At 41.7% G+C, this 19,050-nt stretch carries 14 protein-coding genes; all 14 read right to left on the bottom strand.

The genetic code is table 11. The annotated features are described in order from the left end of the window. Positions 1–14: 14 nt before the first annotated feature. Positions 15–2,459: a S8 family serine peptidase gene (locus EGC86_RS18710; protein ID WP_123778556.1), complete on the bottom strand. Its 2,445-nt coding sequence runs from the start codon at positions 2,457–2,459 to the stop codon at positions 15–17. A 476-nt stretch (positions 2,460–2,935) separates the two neighbouring features. Next, positions 2,936–3,313: a rhodanese-like domain-containing protein gene (locus EGC86_RS18705; protein WP_123778553.1), complete on the bottom strand. Its 378-nt coding sequence runs from the start codon at positions 3,311–3,313 to the stop codon at positions 2,936–2,938. Between the two features lie 13 nt (positions 3,314–3,326). Further along, complete coding sequence (locus EGC86_RS18700) at positions 3,327–3,539, bottom strand: YgaP family membrane protein (protein ID WP_011638139.1); 213 nt, start codon at positions 3,537–3,539, stop codon at positions 3,327–3,329. 44 nt (positions 3,540–3,583) lie between these two features. Continuing rightward, the gene (locus EGC86_RS18695; protein WP_123778552.1) at positions 3,584–6,844 is read right to left on the bottom strand and encodes an efflux RND transporter permease subunit; all 3,261 of its coding nucleotides are present in this window, start codon (positions 6,842–6,844) and stop codon (positions 3,584–3,586) included. 5 nt (positions 6,845–6,849) lie between these two features. Beyond that, a complete protein-coding gene (locus tag EGC86_RS18690) occupies positions 6,850–7,911 on the bottom strand; it encodes an efflux RND transporter periplasmic adaptor subunit (RefSeq protein ID WP_123778550.1) in 1,062 nt (353 codons plus the stop codon). A gap of 200 nt (positions 7,912–8,111) precedes the next feature. Next, a complete protein-coding gene (locus EGC86_RS18685; RefSeq protein ID WP_011638136.1) occupies positions 8,112–9,395 on the bottom strand; it encodes an OmpP1/FadL family transporter in 1,284 nt (427 codons plus the stop codon). A 421-nt stretch (positions 9,396–9,816) separates the two neighbouring features. After that, the gene (gene putP / locus EGC86_RS18680; RefSeq protein WP_123778549.1) at positions 9,817–11,277 is read right to left on the bottom strand and encodes a sodium/proline symporter PutP; all 1,461 of its coding nucleotides are present in this window, start codon (positions 11,275–11,277) and stop codon (positions 9,817–9,819) included. Between the two features lie 133 nt (positions 11,278–11,410). After that, the gene (locus EGC86_RS18675) at positions 11,411–12,118 is read right to left on the bottom strand and encodes a DUF3379 domain-containing protein (protein WP_011638134.1); all 708 of its coding nucleotides are present in this window, start codon (positions 12,116–12,118) and stop codon (positions 11,411–11,413) included. Next, positions 12,111–12,674, bottom strand: a complete 564-nt coding sequence (locus EGC86_RS18670) for a sigma-70 family RNA polymerase sigma factor (RefSeq protein WP_011638133.1) — start codon at positions 12,672–12,674, stop codon at positions 12,111–12,113. Before EGC86_RS18670 ends, EGC86_RS18675 begins: the two co-directional genes overlap by 8 nt. 124 nt (positions 12,675–12,798) lie before the next feature. Further along, a complete protein-coding gene (locus tag EGC86_RS18665) occupies positions 12,799–14,433 on the bottom strand; it encodes a BatD family protein (protein WP_123778548.1) in 1,635 nt (544 codons plus the stop codon). Continuing rightward, positions 14,427–16,532, bottom strand: a complete 2,106-nt coding sequence (locus tag EGC86_RS18660; RefSeq protein WP_123778547.1) for a VWA domain-containing protein — start codon at positions 16,530–16,532, stop codon at positions 14,427–14,429. The genes EGC86_RS18665 and EGC86_RS18660 overlap by 7 nt, the downstream gene beginning before the upstream one ends. Continuing rightward, positions 16,532–17,551: a vWA domain-containing protein gene (locus tag EGC86_RS18655; RefSeq protein ID WP_123778546.1), complete on the bottom strand. Its 1,020-nt coding sequence runs from the start codon at positions 17,549–17,551 to the stop codon at positions 16,532–16,534. Before EGC86_RS18655 ends, EGC86_RS18660 begins: the two co-directional genes overlap by 1 nt. Further along, positions 17,545–18,093, bottom strand: a complete 549-nt coding sequence (locus EGC86_RS18650; protein ID WP_102036149.1) for a DUF4381 domain-containing protein — start codon at positions 18,091–18,093, stop codon at positions 17,545–17,547. The genes EGC86_RS18655 and EGC86_RS18650 overlap by 7 nt, the downstream gene beginning before the upstream one ends. Next, positions 18,094–19,029: a DUF58 domain-containing protein gene (locus EGC86_RS18645; RefSeq protein ID WP_123778545.1), complete on the bottom strand. Its 936-nt coding sequence runs from the start codon at positions 19,027–19,029 to the stop codon at positions 18,094–18,096. It lies immediately after the preceding gene. Between the last annotated feature and the right edge of the window lie 21 nt (positions 19,030–19,050).

Genomic DNA, 19,050 nt, shown 5'->3' with positions numbered 1-19,050 from the left:
TCAACTAAATAATATTACTGGAAGCTTAAGCTCCAAGTATCAATATATCCAGTATCTTGTCTCGCATTATCAACAGCTTTTAATGTCCATACACCACTTGATTCGACACCTGCCATATTAGCGGTGTAAGTCTGGGTTAGATTATCGGTACCACCACCAGTGTTGTTATGCAGTACAACCGTTTGGCCGGTAGGGCTAACTAACTGGATTTTTAAATCACCAATATAAGTATGAATAATCCCAATTGACACCGATACCGTTCCTGAATCGCCAGTACGGCTAACAGTAATAGGGCTAGTAATACCACTAGTGTTGTTGTCTGGGATCGTATAATTGCCGGTATTAGTGTAGCTTGCTGGGCCGCCTGTGTTGCTGCCACCAGTGCTACCTGCGGTGTAGTTAGCCACTAAACTTACACCACTAAATGCACTATAACCTTGTACCATCACATAATAAGTACCAGATTGAGGCGTCGCAATTGGGCAAGACTCTGCATTACCACCTTTCCATGGACGACAGTCGTAACTGCTGCTGGTAGGTGATGCGCCATACTGCACATATAAGTCAGCATCGCCAGTTCCACCACTCATAGTGAAGCTTATGTCTGTCGCGCCTGCAGGAACGTCTAACGAGAAATATAATTCATCGTTTTTAGCGCCAGCTAAGCCTGTTTTTGCCACGCCTTTTTCAAGTACGCTGTCACCAGAGCCTGTACCTGGATCGGTTGGACCATTACATGATTCATCTAGGTAAGCTTTTGCTGCAGTGGCATTAACCATCCCGAAACCTGTTTGGTTATCACGACCGGCAACGCTTAAGTCATCTGCTGTTGCATTTAATGCAGCACGCACTTGGCTAGCGCTACATTCTGGATGATAACTCCACACTAATGTTGCCACACCTGACACATGCGGTGTTGCCATTGAGGTGCCATTGTAATAAGCATAATCTCGATTTCCTTGATTACTCACAGTGGCTGATTGTCCCAACTTAGCTTTAAGTGCAAGCCCAGTTGCTCGGTCAACAGACATAGAAGGGATCAGAATTTCACTGTTAGCATCAACGACGAATGGATTTTGTAGTCCTGGTAGTGCAGTGTTACTGTAAACAATGACACCTTTAGCACCAGCTGTTTTACAGGCTTTAACTGAGTTTATTTCAGGGTAACTGGCCCCTTGGTTACCTACACGCTCAACAAGACAGATTTTATTGGTCATGCTACCGCAATTAAAACTGGTTCCATTGACAGTACATTCCGCTAGGGTTCCCGTTGCACTTGCGTTAATCGGTGCCGCAGTGTAGCTAGTACCAGATGGGGTTAAACGATTGTGCGGCACTACACCATTGTTAAAGTAAGACTGACCGCCAATGGTTATATCGGCTAAACGACCTTCACCAACGGTAACCGTCGATAGAATTGCCTCGCCAGGCCCTGAGATTTCAACTTGGTCTGTATATTGTGAAAAAGCGGCATGATCGAGATTACTGTCAACTGCTGCAACAGACATGACGCTATCGTAAGATGCTGGGTAGCTATAACTACTGTCGCCAGCATTACCAGCAGCTGCAATTAATAACACCCCATTGTTATAATGAGTATTTAATGCATTACGTTCAGTTGTGGTGGAACCACTACCACCTAAACTCATTGTTACTACGTTTGCACCACCTGAACTAACACAGGTATCAATAGCAGCGACCAATGATGATGAGTAACCCCATCCTGCTTCGTTAAACACTTTTACGACATGAATATTGGCATTTTGGTTAGGCATCACCCCAACCACACCTTCATTATTCGCTATTGCCGCAATGGTACCCGCTACGTGAGTACCATGGGCATTATTATTACCTGGTTGATACCAATTGCCTGTGCCTGAATTATTGGTTCCTGTTGCATTGTTACCACTTAAATCATTGTGGCTACGGTCATAACCAGAATCAATAATACAGATTGTACGATTACCTGTTTGGCTGTCGCTTAATACGGTTGCACCAACAAAGGTTTGCCCCCAAGGTGTCGTCTCTGCAAGCAGTCTACGGGGTAAATCCTCTTCCACGTATTCAACATCTTGACGCAAACGTAATGCTTTAATAGAAGACGAGTCGAGCTTTACCGAGTAACTATTACTGCGACCTACGCGCTTCATTTCTCGTGCTTTTACGCTATTCAAGGCTCTAAATTGAGTAAATACTTCGTTTGAACGAGGCTCGTAAGCCATACTGTTGTCCGTTTCAGCATTTACATTTTGTACAGCGGAACTGCTATTGAGTATCTGTGCAGCGTTATCATTTCTGAACTTAACGATATACCGTTTCGGTAAAGGTGATTGTTGTTCAATTTGTTGATTCGTTGCAGAGAGTTGAGAAGGGGCTGGTGCTGCGTTTACTTGCGTTGAAATGGCCAAAGCGAGTGCGGTCATGCTAAGCACGACCGTTGGGTTTTTATGCTTTTTCATATTATCTTCCATGTTAATCAGGGTGGGACGTAATGTCTTTTATAATTATGTTTTACTGATAAGCTATTTTGCCTATCTGTCTAAAAGGTAACCATATTTCAGCGTGGTGTAAACAAGTTGTTAATGTTTATTGTCAAGTAACTGGTCTTATAGAACGGATTTATTTGAATTTTTACCTATAATTGTTGAATTAAAATTCAGCTGGGTCTCGAGCTGGTAGAAGGGTATCTTTCGAGCTTTAATGGAGTTAACTTAATGAAAGCGCTTAACTAGAAAGTGCATAAATGGATACGCTTTATGCTAATAAATAATTATCTAATATTATGTGTAAAGATATTTTTGCAGGCAAAATATAGGGGGGCTGAAAGTAGCAACGTTCATCGTATTGATATGAGGAAGATATCAATACGATGAACTATTTGATATGTTTAATAAAACCACAGTTATAGACCTGTGGTTTTAGATTGTTATAGAGGTTATCGTGCTGATATTAAGCTATCAAAACCACCCGCATTATAGGTGTTGCTGTAACCCTGCTTAACTAATGATTCCTGCGCCATACCACTTCGGTTACCGCTGCGGCAGTAAAGGACTATTTCGGTGTCTTTAGTGATATTGCGCTTTGCCAACTCTGGGACGATATTCTCAAATGGAATATTAATAGCACCGTCAATATGTCCAGCAGCAAACTCTTCAGCAGTGCGCACATCAATTAACGTGACACCGCGGTCTATTTTTTCCCAAGCAACGCTAGGCTCATGCTCTGCAGCCCAAGTCGGCATAAGAGATGCCGCGAATAAGACCAATAGCGCCAAAATAGATTGAACAGACAACGGCATAGATTTTTTAAACACGATAATTTCCTTGTTATTTATTTAAGGCTATTTCAGCTGCAGTTTTGACGCCTAATTTTTTCATTATCATCGCTGCAGGACAAAAGCCTGTAAAAGCACTCTGAAATAGATTAGCGCCTACAAATACAGTAAGCCAGACAAAATGCGGGCTAACTGTTGCGGTTAACACAAGAGATAATAAAACCATAAAGCCAGCAAAGGCCATAATACTTCGTTCTACTGACATGTTTAGCTCCTTATTGGGCGTAGCCCAGTGAATAAATAATGTTTTTACAGATGCTTATGTTTCATTACTGAAAAATACAACACCGGAATCACCACCAAGGTTAAAATGGTTGAGATAAAAATACCAAATATTAAACTGATGGCTAATCCGTTAAAAATAGGGTCATCAATAATGAATAATGCCCCTATTATTGCCGCTAATGCTGTCAACATAATTGGCTTTGCTCTTACTGCGCCTGAATGGATAACCGCCTGCTCTAAGGGAACTCCTGCGGCTATTTGTTGATTAATGAAATCGACCAGCAAAATTGAATTTCGGACAATAATGCCTGCCAGCGCTATCATGCCTATCATAGACGGAGCCGTGAATTGAGCGCCTAGTAAAGCGTGCCCAGGCATAACACCTATGATGGTCAACGGAATGGGCGCCATGATGATTAACGGCACGATATAAGATTTAAACTGACCGACTACAAGTAAGTAAATTGCAATCATGCCAACGGCATAAGCAATGCCCATATCGCGGAACGTTTCATATGTGATTTTCCATTCACCGTCCCACAGAATCGACACGTCGGTTAATCCATCAGGCTGATTAACCAAATTTTGTTGAATTGGATAACTTGAGTCACCTTGCTCATTTTGCTGATTAATTTGGCTGACCATATCGAACATGCCATACAGCGGACTGCCAGTTGGCCCTGCCATGTCTGCAATAACCATGATCATTGGCACCATATTTTTATGAATAATGGGTGCATTAATGACTTGTTGTTGCACCTTAACTAATTCTGCCAGTGCTACAGTTTCACCCGACTGAGTAGGTAGGCGTAATAACAACACTTGCTTTAGGTCTACTTTAGCGGCTTCATCAAGCTGTAACCTAATCGGTGTGGGGTGAGCTAGCTGTGCTTGATGCAAGTAACTGACATCCTTTCCGTCAACAGCAGTGCTGATCGCATCGACAATACTGGCGTAAGAAACCCCCATTAAGCTGGCTTTATTCCGATCAATTAATACTTGCCACTTTTGTTGTTGCGCTGGCAAATATATATCCATATCAACGACGTATTCGGTATCTCTGAAACGTTGCAATAAGTCATTGGCTGCTTGTTCACGTAATTCGGTGTTAGGCGCATAAACCTCAGCAACTATAGGCGACCAAACCGGTGGCCCTGGTGGTACCTCAACAATTTTGATATTGGCTTGATAACGTAGACCAATTTTTTGCAACGGCTCGCGTACAGATGATGCAATGGTATGACTGTCGCGGTCTCGATGTTTTTTATCCACTAGATTGACCTGAATTTCACCGAGTTCTTGGCTGCTGCGTAAAAAATAATGTCGTACTAAGCCATTAAAATTCATAGGTGCATGGGTGCCCGCGTACAACTGTAAATGCTCAACTTCTTCCACACTGCTGAGATATTGACTGAGATCTTGTAATACTCTTTGAGTTTGTTCCACAGGGGTGCCTTCAGGCATATCAACCATTACCTGAAACTCAGACTTATTATCAAAAGGCAGCATTTTTAGTACTACAGCTTGCATTACAGGTAAGGCGATAGCGAAGGCAATCAATAATACGATCCCTAAAGCCAAGCCTTTTCGCGCTTTTGGCGCATGTTCGCCGAGTAAAAAAGGACTCATTATTCGCGTAAATAGACGGGTTAATCGATTGTCTTCTTCTACTGGGATACCTGTGTCAGGCGCTTTATTGTTTGAACTATGTGATTTTTTATGAGGCTTTAACAATATTCGGCTCAACCACGGGGTCATAATAAACGCGATTAATAACGAAATAATCATTCCCATACTGGCATTAATCGGAATTGGGCTCATGTATGGGCCCATTAGTCCGGATACGAATGCCATCGGCAATAGGGCGGCGATAACAGTAAATGTGGCTAATATGGTTGGCCCGCCGACTTCATCTACAGCATGAGGAATAAGCTCGCTTATCGGTTTATTACTCATGGCCATATGCCGATGAATATTCTCTACTACTACGATGGCGTCATCGACCAAGATACCAATGGAGAATATAAGTGCGAACAATGAAATTCGGTTTAGAGTGAATCCCCATGCCCAAGATGCAAATAAGGTTATGGCGAGAGTAATGATAATGGCTACACCAACGACGGCAGACTCACGAAGTCCCATGGTGAAAAATACCAGTAGTACTACCGCAGATGTGGCAAAAATCAATTTGAAAATAAGTGTATTAGATTTATCTCCAGCGGTTTTACCGTAGTTGCGAGAGATAGCGACATTGACATTATTGGGAATTAATACGTTATCGACAGCATCGATTTTAGCTAATACGGCATCTGCAATGTCGACGGCATTTTGCCCCGCCTGTTTACCAATCGCGATGGTTATAGCCGGGTAAGTCCCCTTATCTGTTACGTGCCAAACATGTTGTTTAGGAATATCACTTTTAAGGCTCACATCGGCGACATCAGATAAATAAACTGCACGAGGAAATGGACTTTTCTCCGTTATAGACTCGGGTTGATTAACTTTAATCAGCAGATTATTAACATCATCTGGCGTGCGTAAAAACTGCCCCGCTTGCAGTTTTATTTCTTGATTAAACTGCGTCATCGAGCCGACTGTAGACAGTTGGTTATTATCTTGTAATGTGGCACTAATATCGTTGAACGTTACGCCGAAACTGTTCATCTTGACAGGATCAATACGCACATTTAACACCATCTCGTGGCCACCTTGGCTATAAATTTCTCGAGTACCCGGTATCCGTTTTAGCTCTGTTTCTAGGCCCGATGCGACCAAGGTAAGCTGCTCTGCAGTGATGTTTGGATCTTGAGACCAGAGCGTCAACCCTACTATAGGTACGTCGTCAATACCTCTAGGTTTGATTAACGGCTCACCAATGCCTGCTGCATGGTTAAACTTATCGCTGTTTGAATACAGTTGATTGTACAAATTAACCACAGCTTCATCTCGTGGGACACCAACGTCAAAAATAGCGATAATGAGCGCGCCATCGGGCTGGGAAAATGAGTACAGGGTATCAATGCCTTTTATTTGAGAAATTATCCGTTCTGCAGGTAAGGTGACCTGATTTTCAACTTCCGTCGGTGTGGCTCCAGGGTAGGGGATAAACACATCAGCAAAAGTCACATCAATTTGAGGTTCTTCTTCTTTGGGGGTAATAATCACCGCAAAAAGGCCGAGTAATAAACCTAGAATAGCCAGTAATGGGGTAATGGCACTGTGTTGAAATGCTTTTGCTATTGAGCCTGAAAGGCCAAGTTTTATCGATTCATTAGGTGTTGTCATCAGGTTTACTCCTGACCTTTTGTTGCAGAGGATTGTATTAAATAACGTCCAGCGTCGATAACAATTTCATCGCCTTCCATTAACCCAGATAATACCTCTGCGGTATTATTCTGATGATCTACTCGGCCGATACGCACTTGGTTAAGCACTATTTTATCTGCCATTTGACGATATACCGACGTTAAGTCACTGACTTGATGTATGGCCGATAATGGGATCATTAAACTCGTTCGACTAGGGAAGTTAACGATGACTTTTATCCATTGACCTACTATGACGTCTTCAATGTTACTGGCATCAATGTTTACTCTAACTTGATGTTGATGAGTTAACGGGTCGGCAAATTGATAGACGTTAATATCATTAGAAATGATTTCATCGCCATTGAACAATTGAACGCTTACTTGTTCTTGTTTTTGCACCTGAGCCACATCTTGCTGAGGAATTTGAAATACAGCTCTAAGGTGTTGAGTGTCGTAGCCAGAGAACAACGCTTGGCCGTAAGATATGGTTTCACCTTGTTCGATAAATCGTTTGGTCATTCGGCCACTAAAAGGCGCACTCACGACAGTGTAATTCAAACTCTCTTTGGCTTTTATTAACTGCGCTTGAGCAGCACTGACTGCTTGCTTGCTGGATTTTGCTTTGGCAGTGGCTTCGTCCATAGCACCTTTTGATATGGCGCCCTTAGGAAACAACGCTTTATAGCGTGCATACTGTGCTTGAGCTTCACTGTTTAGCGCCTCTGCTTTGGCTAGCTCCGCTTCTGCCCCCGCGTATCCTGCGCCTTGCTCTTTATTGGTGATTTCCAATAATGCAGCGCCTTGTGGGACGAGATCATTCACATCAAAATGAATATTGATTATTCGCCCTGAGGTTTGTGCAGAAATTGTTGCCGCTTTAATAGCTTCAATTTTTGCATCATAAATATGCGGCTGATATTGATCTGAATACTCTAGTTTTAATGTAGCAACATCAGAGGCTTGCGCTGTATAGGATACTATTGCGGCTAGTACTGTTGTTGCGAGAATGGTGCCGAAGAATAAATTATTAGATAAGCGAGACATAGTGATAGCCTAAGTTGAAGTCTATAAGAAAATTCTAATGGACTTTGCACTGTTAAGCAACCGATATATTGTAAAATCGTATAGATTAGAACCCTATGATATAAATGGCATAAAAAAACCGCCAATTAACGATAAAAGGCGGCTTGGTTGGAAAATTTTAGCCCGTGGTGAGCGGATTAAAAAAGGGCAAATACTGCTAATTAAAAACTGTAGTTATATTGTACTGAGTAGTAAACAGCATTTGAACGCGTTTGTGCTGAAATCTCACTGTTGTAGCCAGGCACTTGAGCAAGAAGGTTACTATTTTCTAGTACAGTAACATCTTCTCCGCGTACAAAAGCGATACCTAAATCAACGCTTGATTTTGCATTTAAATCGTAACTCACACCCGCGGTGTACCAAGTACGATCAGAATCAGGTATTGATAATGATGAATGCTGATTAACTACGCCCTGATCGGTTGCGACACCTGCGCGTAAAGTCCAGTCTTGAGTGAGGTTATAAGTAGCGCCTAGGCTTAAGAACCACGAATCTTTCCAGTGGTATTCTTTTAAATCTGCTTGGTCGACACCATTGGCACCATCTTTAACCACGATTTTGTCGAATGCACTCCAATTGGTCCACTGTGCTGTGTAATGCACAGCAAACTTATCCGTTAGTTGGTGGAAACCGGCAAACTGAGCAATATCAGCGATAGGAATATCAATTTCATTGTATTCAGTGTAAAGATAATTTACATCACCTTTGGCGGTAAGTTTTGGGCTAATACGATAACTTAAACCAAAGCGATTATCTGGATTAACTTCATACACAACACCAACAATCCCACCTAAAGCCCAACCATCAGCATCAACATCTACTAGGCTGCCAATTTGTGGGTTATCGCTAGTACGTGTCAGGGTTCCACTACCGTAAACGGCATCAACACCAAAACCAAAACTAAACTGATCATTCACACGGTAAGACATACTGGTATTGAAATTGATCGTAACAACTTCTGTGTTACCTAATAAATCTACTGGAGGCGGAAGAGGTACAGCATTGCCACTAATGGTAGGGGTTCTGTTTGCCAAGTCACCTAAATCGGTGCCAGTGCCGTAGTTACTAAATACCGCAACACCAAACGCCATTTTGTCGTTAATTGGATTGATGTAATAAAAATTGGGGATAACTTTTGCTTCTGCAGCCTTATGCTCACTACCAAAAGCAACGTCTTGTCCGGCAAAATTGCCTTCTACATCAGATACTGATACATCAATATCTGCATAAACAACACCTAAAGATAGCGCTGTTTCATCAAAAAGAGCCATAGCTGCAGGGTTACGAGATAGAACCGATGCGTTGTCAGCAATAACGGCATCCCCCGCCATTGCACGACCAATACCAGTAGCAGATTGGCTGTTTAACTGAAAACCAGCAGCGGATGCTTGTGCACTGAGTAAGCCTACCGCGGTAGCAATGAGGGTCTTGTGGAATTTATTCATTATTATGTCTCATTTATTATTACCGTTTTGCACAAAGTTTATTCACTTTAAGCATTTGACGGCCAAAATTTTAGGCATATTAGGTAAGTGTGACTAATGTAACAACTCCGACCAGATGTTAGTTGTTGTTAATATTAAGTTAATTCCTATTTTTAATGGTGAAGTAGGTGTTTGATAGCATGGCAGTATATGTAAATTTATGATCAGTTCTAGACAACCATTACTGTGCAGTTAGTTTAAGTTAAAGTTTATTCATAGTGGATTTAAGACACTAACAACATGAGGATTATCGAAGCTTGTTAGGTAATTCGATTGTTTTAACACTCGATTGTTTTAAATTCGATTATAAGATTAATAACTCAACCTCTACAATTACAGCGGTTGAGCTATTAAAATGACAAATATAGCCTTTTATTTGAGTTTATTGTGTTTTTAAAGATTCACGGAAATCAGCAAAGTCGCCGATAGTTTTCGGTGTTGGTGGTGACATTTTACTGACGATTACCCCCACTAACATTGCGAAAACAAATCCAGGGACGATTTCATATAATTCAAAAATACCGCCAGTCAGTTGTTTCCAAACGACAACGGTTAAAGCACCCACTAGAATGGTTGATATTGCACCATTACGGCTATAACCTTGCCAAAATAGTGACAATAACACCACGGGACCAAACGCAGCGCCAAACCCAGCCCATGCATAACTGACGAGTCCTAACACGCTGCTTTCAGGATTAAGCGCAACAACGCCTGCGACTAGGGCAATGGCAATAACGCCAATACGGCCTACTAACATCAGTTCTTTGCTACTGGCTTGTGGACGTAACCATTTAAGGTAAAAGTCTTCCGTGATGACACTAGAACAAACCAGTAATTGTGAATCAATAGTACTCATGATGGCAGACAAAATAGCGGCAATCAGCAAACCACCAATCCATGGATTAAAAGCGGCATGGGCTAAATGAATAAATACTGTTTCTGAGTTCTCAAGTGGCTCAGCAGCAAAATAAAGGCTACCGGCAATACCGGTGGCTAAGGCGCCGACTAACGACACTATCATCCAGCTCATGGCTATTCGACGGGACAGTACTAAATCTTTTGGGCTGCCGATAGCCATAAAACGAGACAAAATATGCGGTTGACCGAAATAGCCTAATCCCCACGCCAAGAGAGACACGAGTCCAATGACGGTAGTATTTTCGTTTATAAATGACAACATGACAGGATCAATTTGTTCAAAACTTGCTTGAGTGTCGGGTTGGCTGAAAATTGCAATGGGTACAATTAATAATGCAATTAACATTAAGCAGCCTTGAAAAAAATCGGTCCAGCTGACGGCAAAGAATCCACCTACGAAGGTATAAGACACAATAATGAATGAACCGATCAGTAAGGCGAGGTTGTAATCGAGGCCGAATACTTTTTCAAATAATATCGCGCCGCCCACCATGCCTGAAGAAGCATAGAAAGTGAAAAAGATCAGTATCGTTAATGCCGAAACCAATTTTAATAGTCCATGAGAGTCATTAAAACGGTTTTCAAAAAAATCTGGTAACGTCAAAGAATTATTAGCAACTTGGGTATAAATTCGCAGTCGTTTTGCAACAAATAACCAATTAAGCCACGCACCAAAAACTAATCCAAATCCAATCCAGGCTTCACCTAAACCACTTAAATACACCGCACCAGGTAAGCCTAATAACAACCAACCAGACATATCTGATGCGCCAACACTTAACGCTGTTACTGCGGGCCCCATTTTGCGACCACCGAGAATGTAATCATCAACCGTGTCTGTTTTACGATAAGCCCAGTAACCAATGCCCATCATTAAGGCAAGGTATCCAATAAAGGTAATGATGATTGGTGTTTGAATTTCCATATTGCTTCCAAGTGATTATTTTTATGGTCGACATGCTAGCAGAAGTTCGATCTAGTTCACACTTTGATTTTTTAAAATGAAAAAAATCCGCTATTCCAATGAAGTAGCGGATTTTTAATCATTAATTTATAAATTAGATAAAGGTGTTTTCAACTTCTTTTTTGACAAATTCAAGGTCAGAAGCGGGTTCGCCCACTAACACCATATAGGCGTCGGCTGTTTGAAAACTTTGGCCTTTATATTGGTTATCAGCAAAAGCTTCTTCTAACACAATACGACTTTCGACGGGCACAATAAATAACGTGACTTTGTTTCCGTTCTCGTCGGCCATCACTAAATGCAATGATTTAACACCTTGGAAGTCGCAATAAGAAGTGTAAAAAACACGGCCTGGTTGTTGGATAAATTTCGAATCACTTAATCCTTCTAAACTGGCGAGTTTAAAGTTTACGTCGTTAAAACCAATATCCTGTTCCATCACTAATGCTTTGGTTTCATGGTGAACATGAGCCAACGAGTTTTCACCTAAGTTTACTGGCGTGAAGCGTAATAGACTAAAGCTAACTCCCACAATAAAGGCAACTGAAGCGGCCATGGCCATTAAGTAACGGGTCTGTTTTTTACTCTTTTGATGCTGACTCAATTGCTGTCGTAAAATTAACTTATCAGCAAGTCCATCAGGCACACTAATATTGAGTGCTTGAGTGAGTTTATGGTCAAATGCTTGTAGATCTTTGACAAATTTAGCATCGTCTTCATTTTCAGCTAAATGAGCTAAAAAATCGTCGGCTTGATTATTGGGGTCACCGTATGCATGGCGACGGAACTGTAGATCATCCATTTGATTGACCTCTTACCTCTGGTGCTTCGAGAGCGTCTTTTAACTGGTTTCTGGCTCTAAATAAACGGGTCATTACCGTATTTCGATTGAGTTCGAGCATCGTGGCAATCTCTTCACCGCTAAACCCGCCAATCAGCTGCAATAACAAAGGCTCTCGATATTCGATATCGAGTTTACCTATTTGACGACGTAACCAATACTGCTCGGTATCTTCTTCATGACTAGTCGATAGTACATCTTCAAGTAAATCTTGTTCTACGTCGCTATAGTCAAATTGTTTACGCTCAAAACGTCTGGCATTTTCCCGTCTTAAAATGGTAATTAGCCAGGCTTTAGCCGCTTTTTCGTCATTTAATGAGTCCAATGAACGCCAGGCCCTTAAGAACGTTTCTTGAGTAATATCTTCAGCAACATGCTTATCACCACATAACCAAAAGGCGTAGCGAAATATGTCGGTGTGAAGAGCCCTGACAAGGCTATCGTATCGTCGTTGTTTTGTTAGCATCTCAGATAAGACCGCGGGTTCGGACTTTTTCTTTCGCAATGAATCAAACATTTTTTAACTTTTTTGAGTTAATAATATGTAACAGCTTAAAAAGGAGGAGGATTAATAGCAAGCTAAATAGCAGAATCTACCTACTATTTTAGCCTTTTAATGCTACTATTTTAGCCTTTTAATGCTATGGATTTAGCTCCGCGATTATTGATTTTTTATTGTCGAGAGGGGGTTGTTGATAAGCCAAAATAGCATCCATTAGCGATTTTTTATCAATCGCTTGTGGCTTATTACTGTATTTGTCTGCTTGTAGCTTATTCATTGCAAACGCCAATTGTTCAGATAAACCGCTAATTTGAGTCAAGGTCATCAATTTGCCTAAACGCTCGCTAAAGTAGGCTTGTACCGCAATAATAGCAGCACTGCTGTCGTTACGATCGCATGCATGAATAATTGCATTGAGTCCGGTAGTTGCTGTTTTTCTAGGTGTTTTGAGGTTTTTATTGTCTTGATTAGATTGCGGCAACGTGCGGTTTATCGATGCAGCTTTACGCCATAAGACTAAAGTGATGAGCCATAATACCGCCAGAACCGCACTCAGTAACGGCCAATATCCGCTGTCTTGAACGGCACTAAAAGTATCTGCAGGTGGAATATCTGTCGTAGCCGTTGTGCTGCCTACCACGTTAATCGTGCGGGCGGGTAATGTGGCAAATTGTTGCTTTTTAAGATGTGGGTTCCACCAAGGTACATTTATCTCTGGTAGAGTGTAAGTGCCTGGTTTTGTTGGCACAATAGCAGTAGTGATACTGTATTGTGATACCACTTGATTATCGCGGACAAAAGTTTGTCTTAACGGTTTTTCTGGATAGGCTTTTAAGCCGTCGGCCAGTGGAATATCGATGTCGGGTAAACTAGTGTCATCGGTATTTGATGCAATTAAACTAATTGTGCGGGTGATCGGGCTGCCAACTTCAAATTCGTTGATATCGTCTGGCCACGTCTCTTTTAATACCGCAATATCGCTGACTAACCATTTTCCTTGGTAACTTGGCGGTGTTGAATTGATTTGAATGACTTCTCTTTCCGCTTCTGTTTGCATTGGCCGACTTTCATTAAAGCCAAACATACCTCCGCGTCTAGGGGCTTCAACAAGTACATCGCCTGAGAAACTGGCGCCATTGATAACTAATTCCCCTGGCAGATCGGCAATAATACCGTAAGTGCGTTCAATTACTCTAAAGCGACGGCCATCAATAATCTCACTGCCATCTTTGTCTTCACCTATTTGCTTGATTTGCGCGCCTTCAATAACGGGAGCACTTAATACTCCTCGTTGTAATTCTACTGCAAGGTATAGTTTTACTTTATAAGTGATTAATTGGCCGACATAAGCTTCTGAGGCACTAGTGTTGATGTTAATAAATACGTTTTGTACTTCGTCGGCAGTTGAACCTTGTGGAATAACTTTTAAGGTAATTGGGTTTGAGCTAATTCCTTTGATGTTAAACGCCGGTATGGTGACATTGCCCACTGACTTAGGTGACAATAATACCTGCCAACGAGTTTCTTTGGTGGTGTCAAAATTAACCATTTTAGTGCTACGGCCAACACTGGTTCTTCCAACAATAAAGTCATCGAGTAATACAGAGGTATCTAATGCACCCGCATTTAGATCATCATCGGCAATAATATCGAGTACGAAATACTCGCCTGTAACAATTGGGTTTCGGTCGATGGTAGCTTGTACTTGGCTAAGTGCAAATACCGGTGCTGCAATGATGAATAGCAATAGGCTAAAAAAAGTTCTGATTACCACTGTTCATTTTCCTTAGGCGGTTGACTATTTTGACGACGTTTTTGATATTCAAGCTGCATTTTATTGCGGATTAATACTTGTGGATCTTCATTTATGGCGCGAAGGGCACGTTGCATATCTGCAGGCAAATCATCTTGATTAATTTGTGAAGCCGAGATCATTTCTGATGGTTTACCATCTTTTATGTCTTCTGCACTTGGCTCTGTTGAAGACTGTGCAGTCCCCATTTTTTGGTTGCCATCATTTTGTTGGTCTCCATTTTTAGTCGCACTGGCCTGCATGCTAGATTCGTTACTAGCTGGAGAATCCTGCGTTGAATCATCTTGCTGTGAAGTGTTGTTATCTTCAGAGGTTGATGATTGTTGATCCGAACTATTTTGTTGCTGACCATTTTGCTGTTGTGCTTCGTTTTGTGACGATTCGGATTGTTTATCATCTTGTTGTTCATCACGGTCTGATGGCTGATCACTTTGTGATTGCGGTTTATTATTATCAGATGAACGATCATTTTTATTGTCAGATTGGTTTTCAGCGTTCTGTTGTTGGTTTTGTTGGCCAGATTGGTCTTGTTGACCTTGTTGGTTTTCCTGTTCACCAGACTGTGATTCGTCGGAATCTGCTTGTTGAGATTCATTGTTATCAGAAGATTGTTCTGATGTTGAGTTGCCATCATTTGAGTTAGATGGATCTTGCTCTGATTTATCAGATTGCTGATCTGATGACTCTTTTTGTTGTTCAAGCAATTGCTGGGCTAAGGTCAAATTCTGTTTTGCTTCAGTAAACGGTGATTGAGCCGCAATAGCTTGTTGATAACGCTTAATGGCCTCTTGATAATCTTTAAGCTGCATTAGGGCATTCCCTTGGTTATATAAACCTTGGGCGCTGCTGTCTTGTTCATAGCCTTCTAGCGCTTGTTGATAATTACCGGCTTTGTATTGCGCAGAGGCTTGCCATTGTTGGTTTTCGAATGTTTCCGCTGCTTGTGAAAATTCACCTTGTTCAAATGCAGACTGTGCTTGTTGGTCTTTAGTTTTCCATAAGTCCTGCCACACAGAGGCTTGTGCTGGTTGACTGTTGGCTAGACTAAATGTCATTGCCGTAGCGAATAGTATGCTAGGGCTAAGCATAAGGGTTAATAATCCTTGCCTAAAACTCATTAACATCGGGATAATTAATAACATGGCTAAATATGGACCCAGATCTTGCCAAGTCTCGCCAGCAAGCTCAGTTTCTGTTGCCTTGCCATCAGTTGCCAGCCAGTTTGTTAGAGTGGACACATCGCTGCCATCGGTTTGGGCCGGTACTAGGATCCCTTGATGTTGTTGGGTTAGTTTTTGTAATAGACCGTAATCGGTTTTAGCGACGACAACTTCATTACTACTATCACGCAGTAATTGACCATCAGCTAAGCGAATTGGCGCACCTTGTTTACTGCCAAAAGCCATGATCGATAAACGGTAACGGCTGTTAAGTGCACTGCTTGCTTGATTAAATTGTTGTGCAGAAATGCCATCTGTCATGACAATAATATCGCCACTGACATGGCCACCTTGAGCCAATAGTTTTTCTGCTAGAGATAACGCCGCTGTTAAGTTAGATCCTTTAGTAGGCATAATATCGGGTGATAATGTTGGCAGTAAGTTTAAAATAGTGTCACGGTCGCGGGTTAACGGGCTAATGGTATAAGCATCACCAGCATAGGCAATCAACCCTGTTTCGCCTTCTTTTAATTCATTTAATAAGTCGGTCGCTCTAAATTTAGCGTAGGACAAACGATTTGGACTTAAGTCGGTGGCATACATGGACTGAGACATATCCATAATGAGCACTCGACCTTGTTCGGTTGCAAATACTGGCAGATTTTGTTTGTTTAATGCCGGCCCTGAAAGCGCAATAACGGCGATGATCCAACTGGCAATTAATAGCCATTCGAGCTGATGACTTTTCTCAACCGTTTGGCTGATAAGCAACTGACTTAAATGTGGGGCGATATATTGTTTCCATGCTGATTGCTGGCTATGTTTACGCCAAAATAATGCACTTAATATTAATACCGGGATGAACCCTAATAGCCATTCAGGGCGAATGAAATGGATCATTATTGATTCGCCTCTTTGGTTTGGTTAGTTTTAGTCTGGTTGGTTTTAGCCAATAACTGAGCAGGCCATTGTTGTTGCAAACTGATTAGAAAACTGAGCAATAATGACATTAATAATGGCCAATAAAATAACTCACTTTTGGGACGATAACTCAATTGATCTCGACTCACCGGTTCTAACTTGTCTATTTCTTGATAAATGCTGGCTAACTCTTCACTATTTCGCGCTCTAAAATAACGGCCTTTAGTCATGGCGGCTAATTTTTTGAGTTGGTCTTCGTCTAAGTCCATTGATGGATTAATGCGCTCTTTTCCAAAAATAGTTCGACGTTCTAATATTTCGGCTCCAACCCCAATAGTGTAAATGGTGATGTTTCGTTTCGCGGCAATTTGAGCGGCGACTTCTGGTTCAATATTACCCGCATTATTAGAGCCATCCGTTAACAGAATGAGTACTCGGTTACTTTCGTCAACTTTATCAAAGCGCTTAACCGCCAGGGCAATAGCTTCACCGATAGCGGTTTGCTTGCCGACTAAACCTATCTGCGCATCATCTAAAAATGTGGCAACTGAGCGGCGGTCTAAAGTGAGTGGTGCTTGTAAATAAGCATGATCAGCAAATAAAATAAGTCCGAGTCTGTCACCTTTACGACGTTCGATAAAGTCACTAAGTACATGTTGTATTAGGGTAAACCTGTTAACAGTTTGTCCATTTATTACCATGTCTTCAATTTGCATACTGCCGGATAAATCCACCGCAATCATTAAATCACGGCCTTTTGCCGGTAATTCTATGGGATCGCCAAGCCACTGTGGTCGAGCTATTGCTAACAACAACAATATCCACATTAGCCAGTAACGTTTTCTGCTGCTTTTTCGGTTTACTGAGCTGGACACTGTAACCGTTGTAGCGATGCCGGGTAGCTGTAAATGTCCGCCGACATTATGTATGTTGATGCGTTTTATCAACAACGGAAGCGGCAGTAAGATTAATAACCATGGCCAGTAAAATGCTAGCATTTGGCCTCCAGATGTGAGTTGTTGGATGATAACGTTGCATCACTAAAAGGACGTTTATTGCTTAGCCAGGCTTTTGCTAAAGATTTTAATTGGGCTTTTTCGGTTTGATCTAAACCACTTGCTTGATGTCGCTTGACTAATAGTTGACCAATTTTATGTTGCTGGCCAGAGGCGAGGCGAGTATCTAACCAATCAAACCAAGGCTGACCGTTGAGTTTAGCGAGGTGTTCACGCGGTAAATAGGTAAGTGCGGTGCGTTTGAGTAAGCTGTTAACCTGTGCCGCAAAGGTATCATCTTCAATATCATAGCTATCTAGTAACGTCAGCGCTATTTTTCGTGGTGCATGATATTGATGTTGTTTATATAAACGCTTAATTAACCAGATTGCTAAGGTTATTAATACAGCTGCAATTATCCAATATCCTGGTGCGATAGGCACTGCACTAATTGGCTCTGGTAATACAATATCTTGCATTTGCGCTAAAGCGGAGGCTTTGGCGTCAATCGGCAATGGCTGTGTTGGTAAATTAGCTGTGGTCATTTAACGTAAAATATCCAATTGTGCACTGAGCGGTTTAGCGGCATCGATGAATTTAGGTTGTACTTTTATCATATTCATTAATGAGACGAATTGCTGCAACTGCTGTTGCTGGGTACTTAACCAGGCTTCATAACTTTGACGGGTTAGGGTCAGTTGTTGTTGGCCATCTCGTACGGGTAGAGAAAATTGTTTGGGTAACGCTAAGGTTCCCTGTCTTAATGGATCTGTTACCACAAAGGCACCAATATCACAGTGACGCGACAACTCGGTTAAAGGCGCTAAACATTGCTGGTTGATATGCTGGCCGTCAGTAATAATCCAAATAAGTGACCCTGGCTTAGCAATACGCTGTAGTCGTTGGCAGGCTTTAAACATATGGCCGGGATCGGGTGATAATTGATTTATTTGGTTTAATTGCTGTTGATGGACATCAATTAATCCTGAGGTCAATTGTAAAATACCTTGGCGGCGACTACGTGGTTTTAGCTCTAAATGATTGCTTTCACTAGCAATTAATGCCCCAAGTCTATCGCCATGGTTAATGGCATTCCAACCTAACGTGGTGGCTAAATGAGCCACTTGCACTGATTGTAATAATAGCTGGGAGCCAAAGTATAAGCTGTGGCTTAAGTCTATCAATAGCAGGATAGGGCGTTCGCGTTCTTCAACAAACAACTTAGTATGCGCAACACCTGTTCGCGCAGTAACTCGCCAGTCTATAGTACGAACATCATCCCCATTTTGGTAATGACGAACTTCAGCAAACTCCATACCGCGGCCTTTTATTTGGCTGCTTCGGTGACCAGACAATGCCGCTTTCGCTCGCGATTGGCGATCGGGTATGGCACGGGATAAGCTTTGACAAGCAATAAGTTCTTGCTCATTCAAGCTCACACCATCACTGTAAAGTGGTAATGAATTAGTTGGGTTCATCATAATCTAATCATGCTTAATAAT

It is taken from the genome of Shewanella frigidimarina (assembly GCF_003797125.1).
Taxonomy (GTDB): domain Bacteria; phylum Pseudomonadota; class Gammaproteobacteria; order Enterobacterales; family Shewanellaceae; genus Shewanella; species Shewanella frigidimarina.
This window is presented reverse-complemented; position numbering and strand designations above follow the sequence as displayed.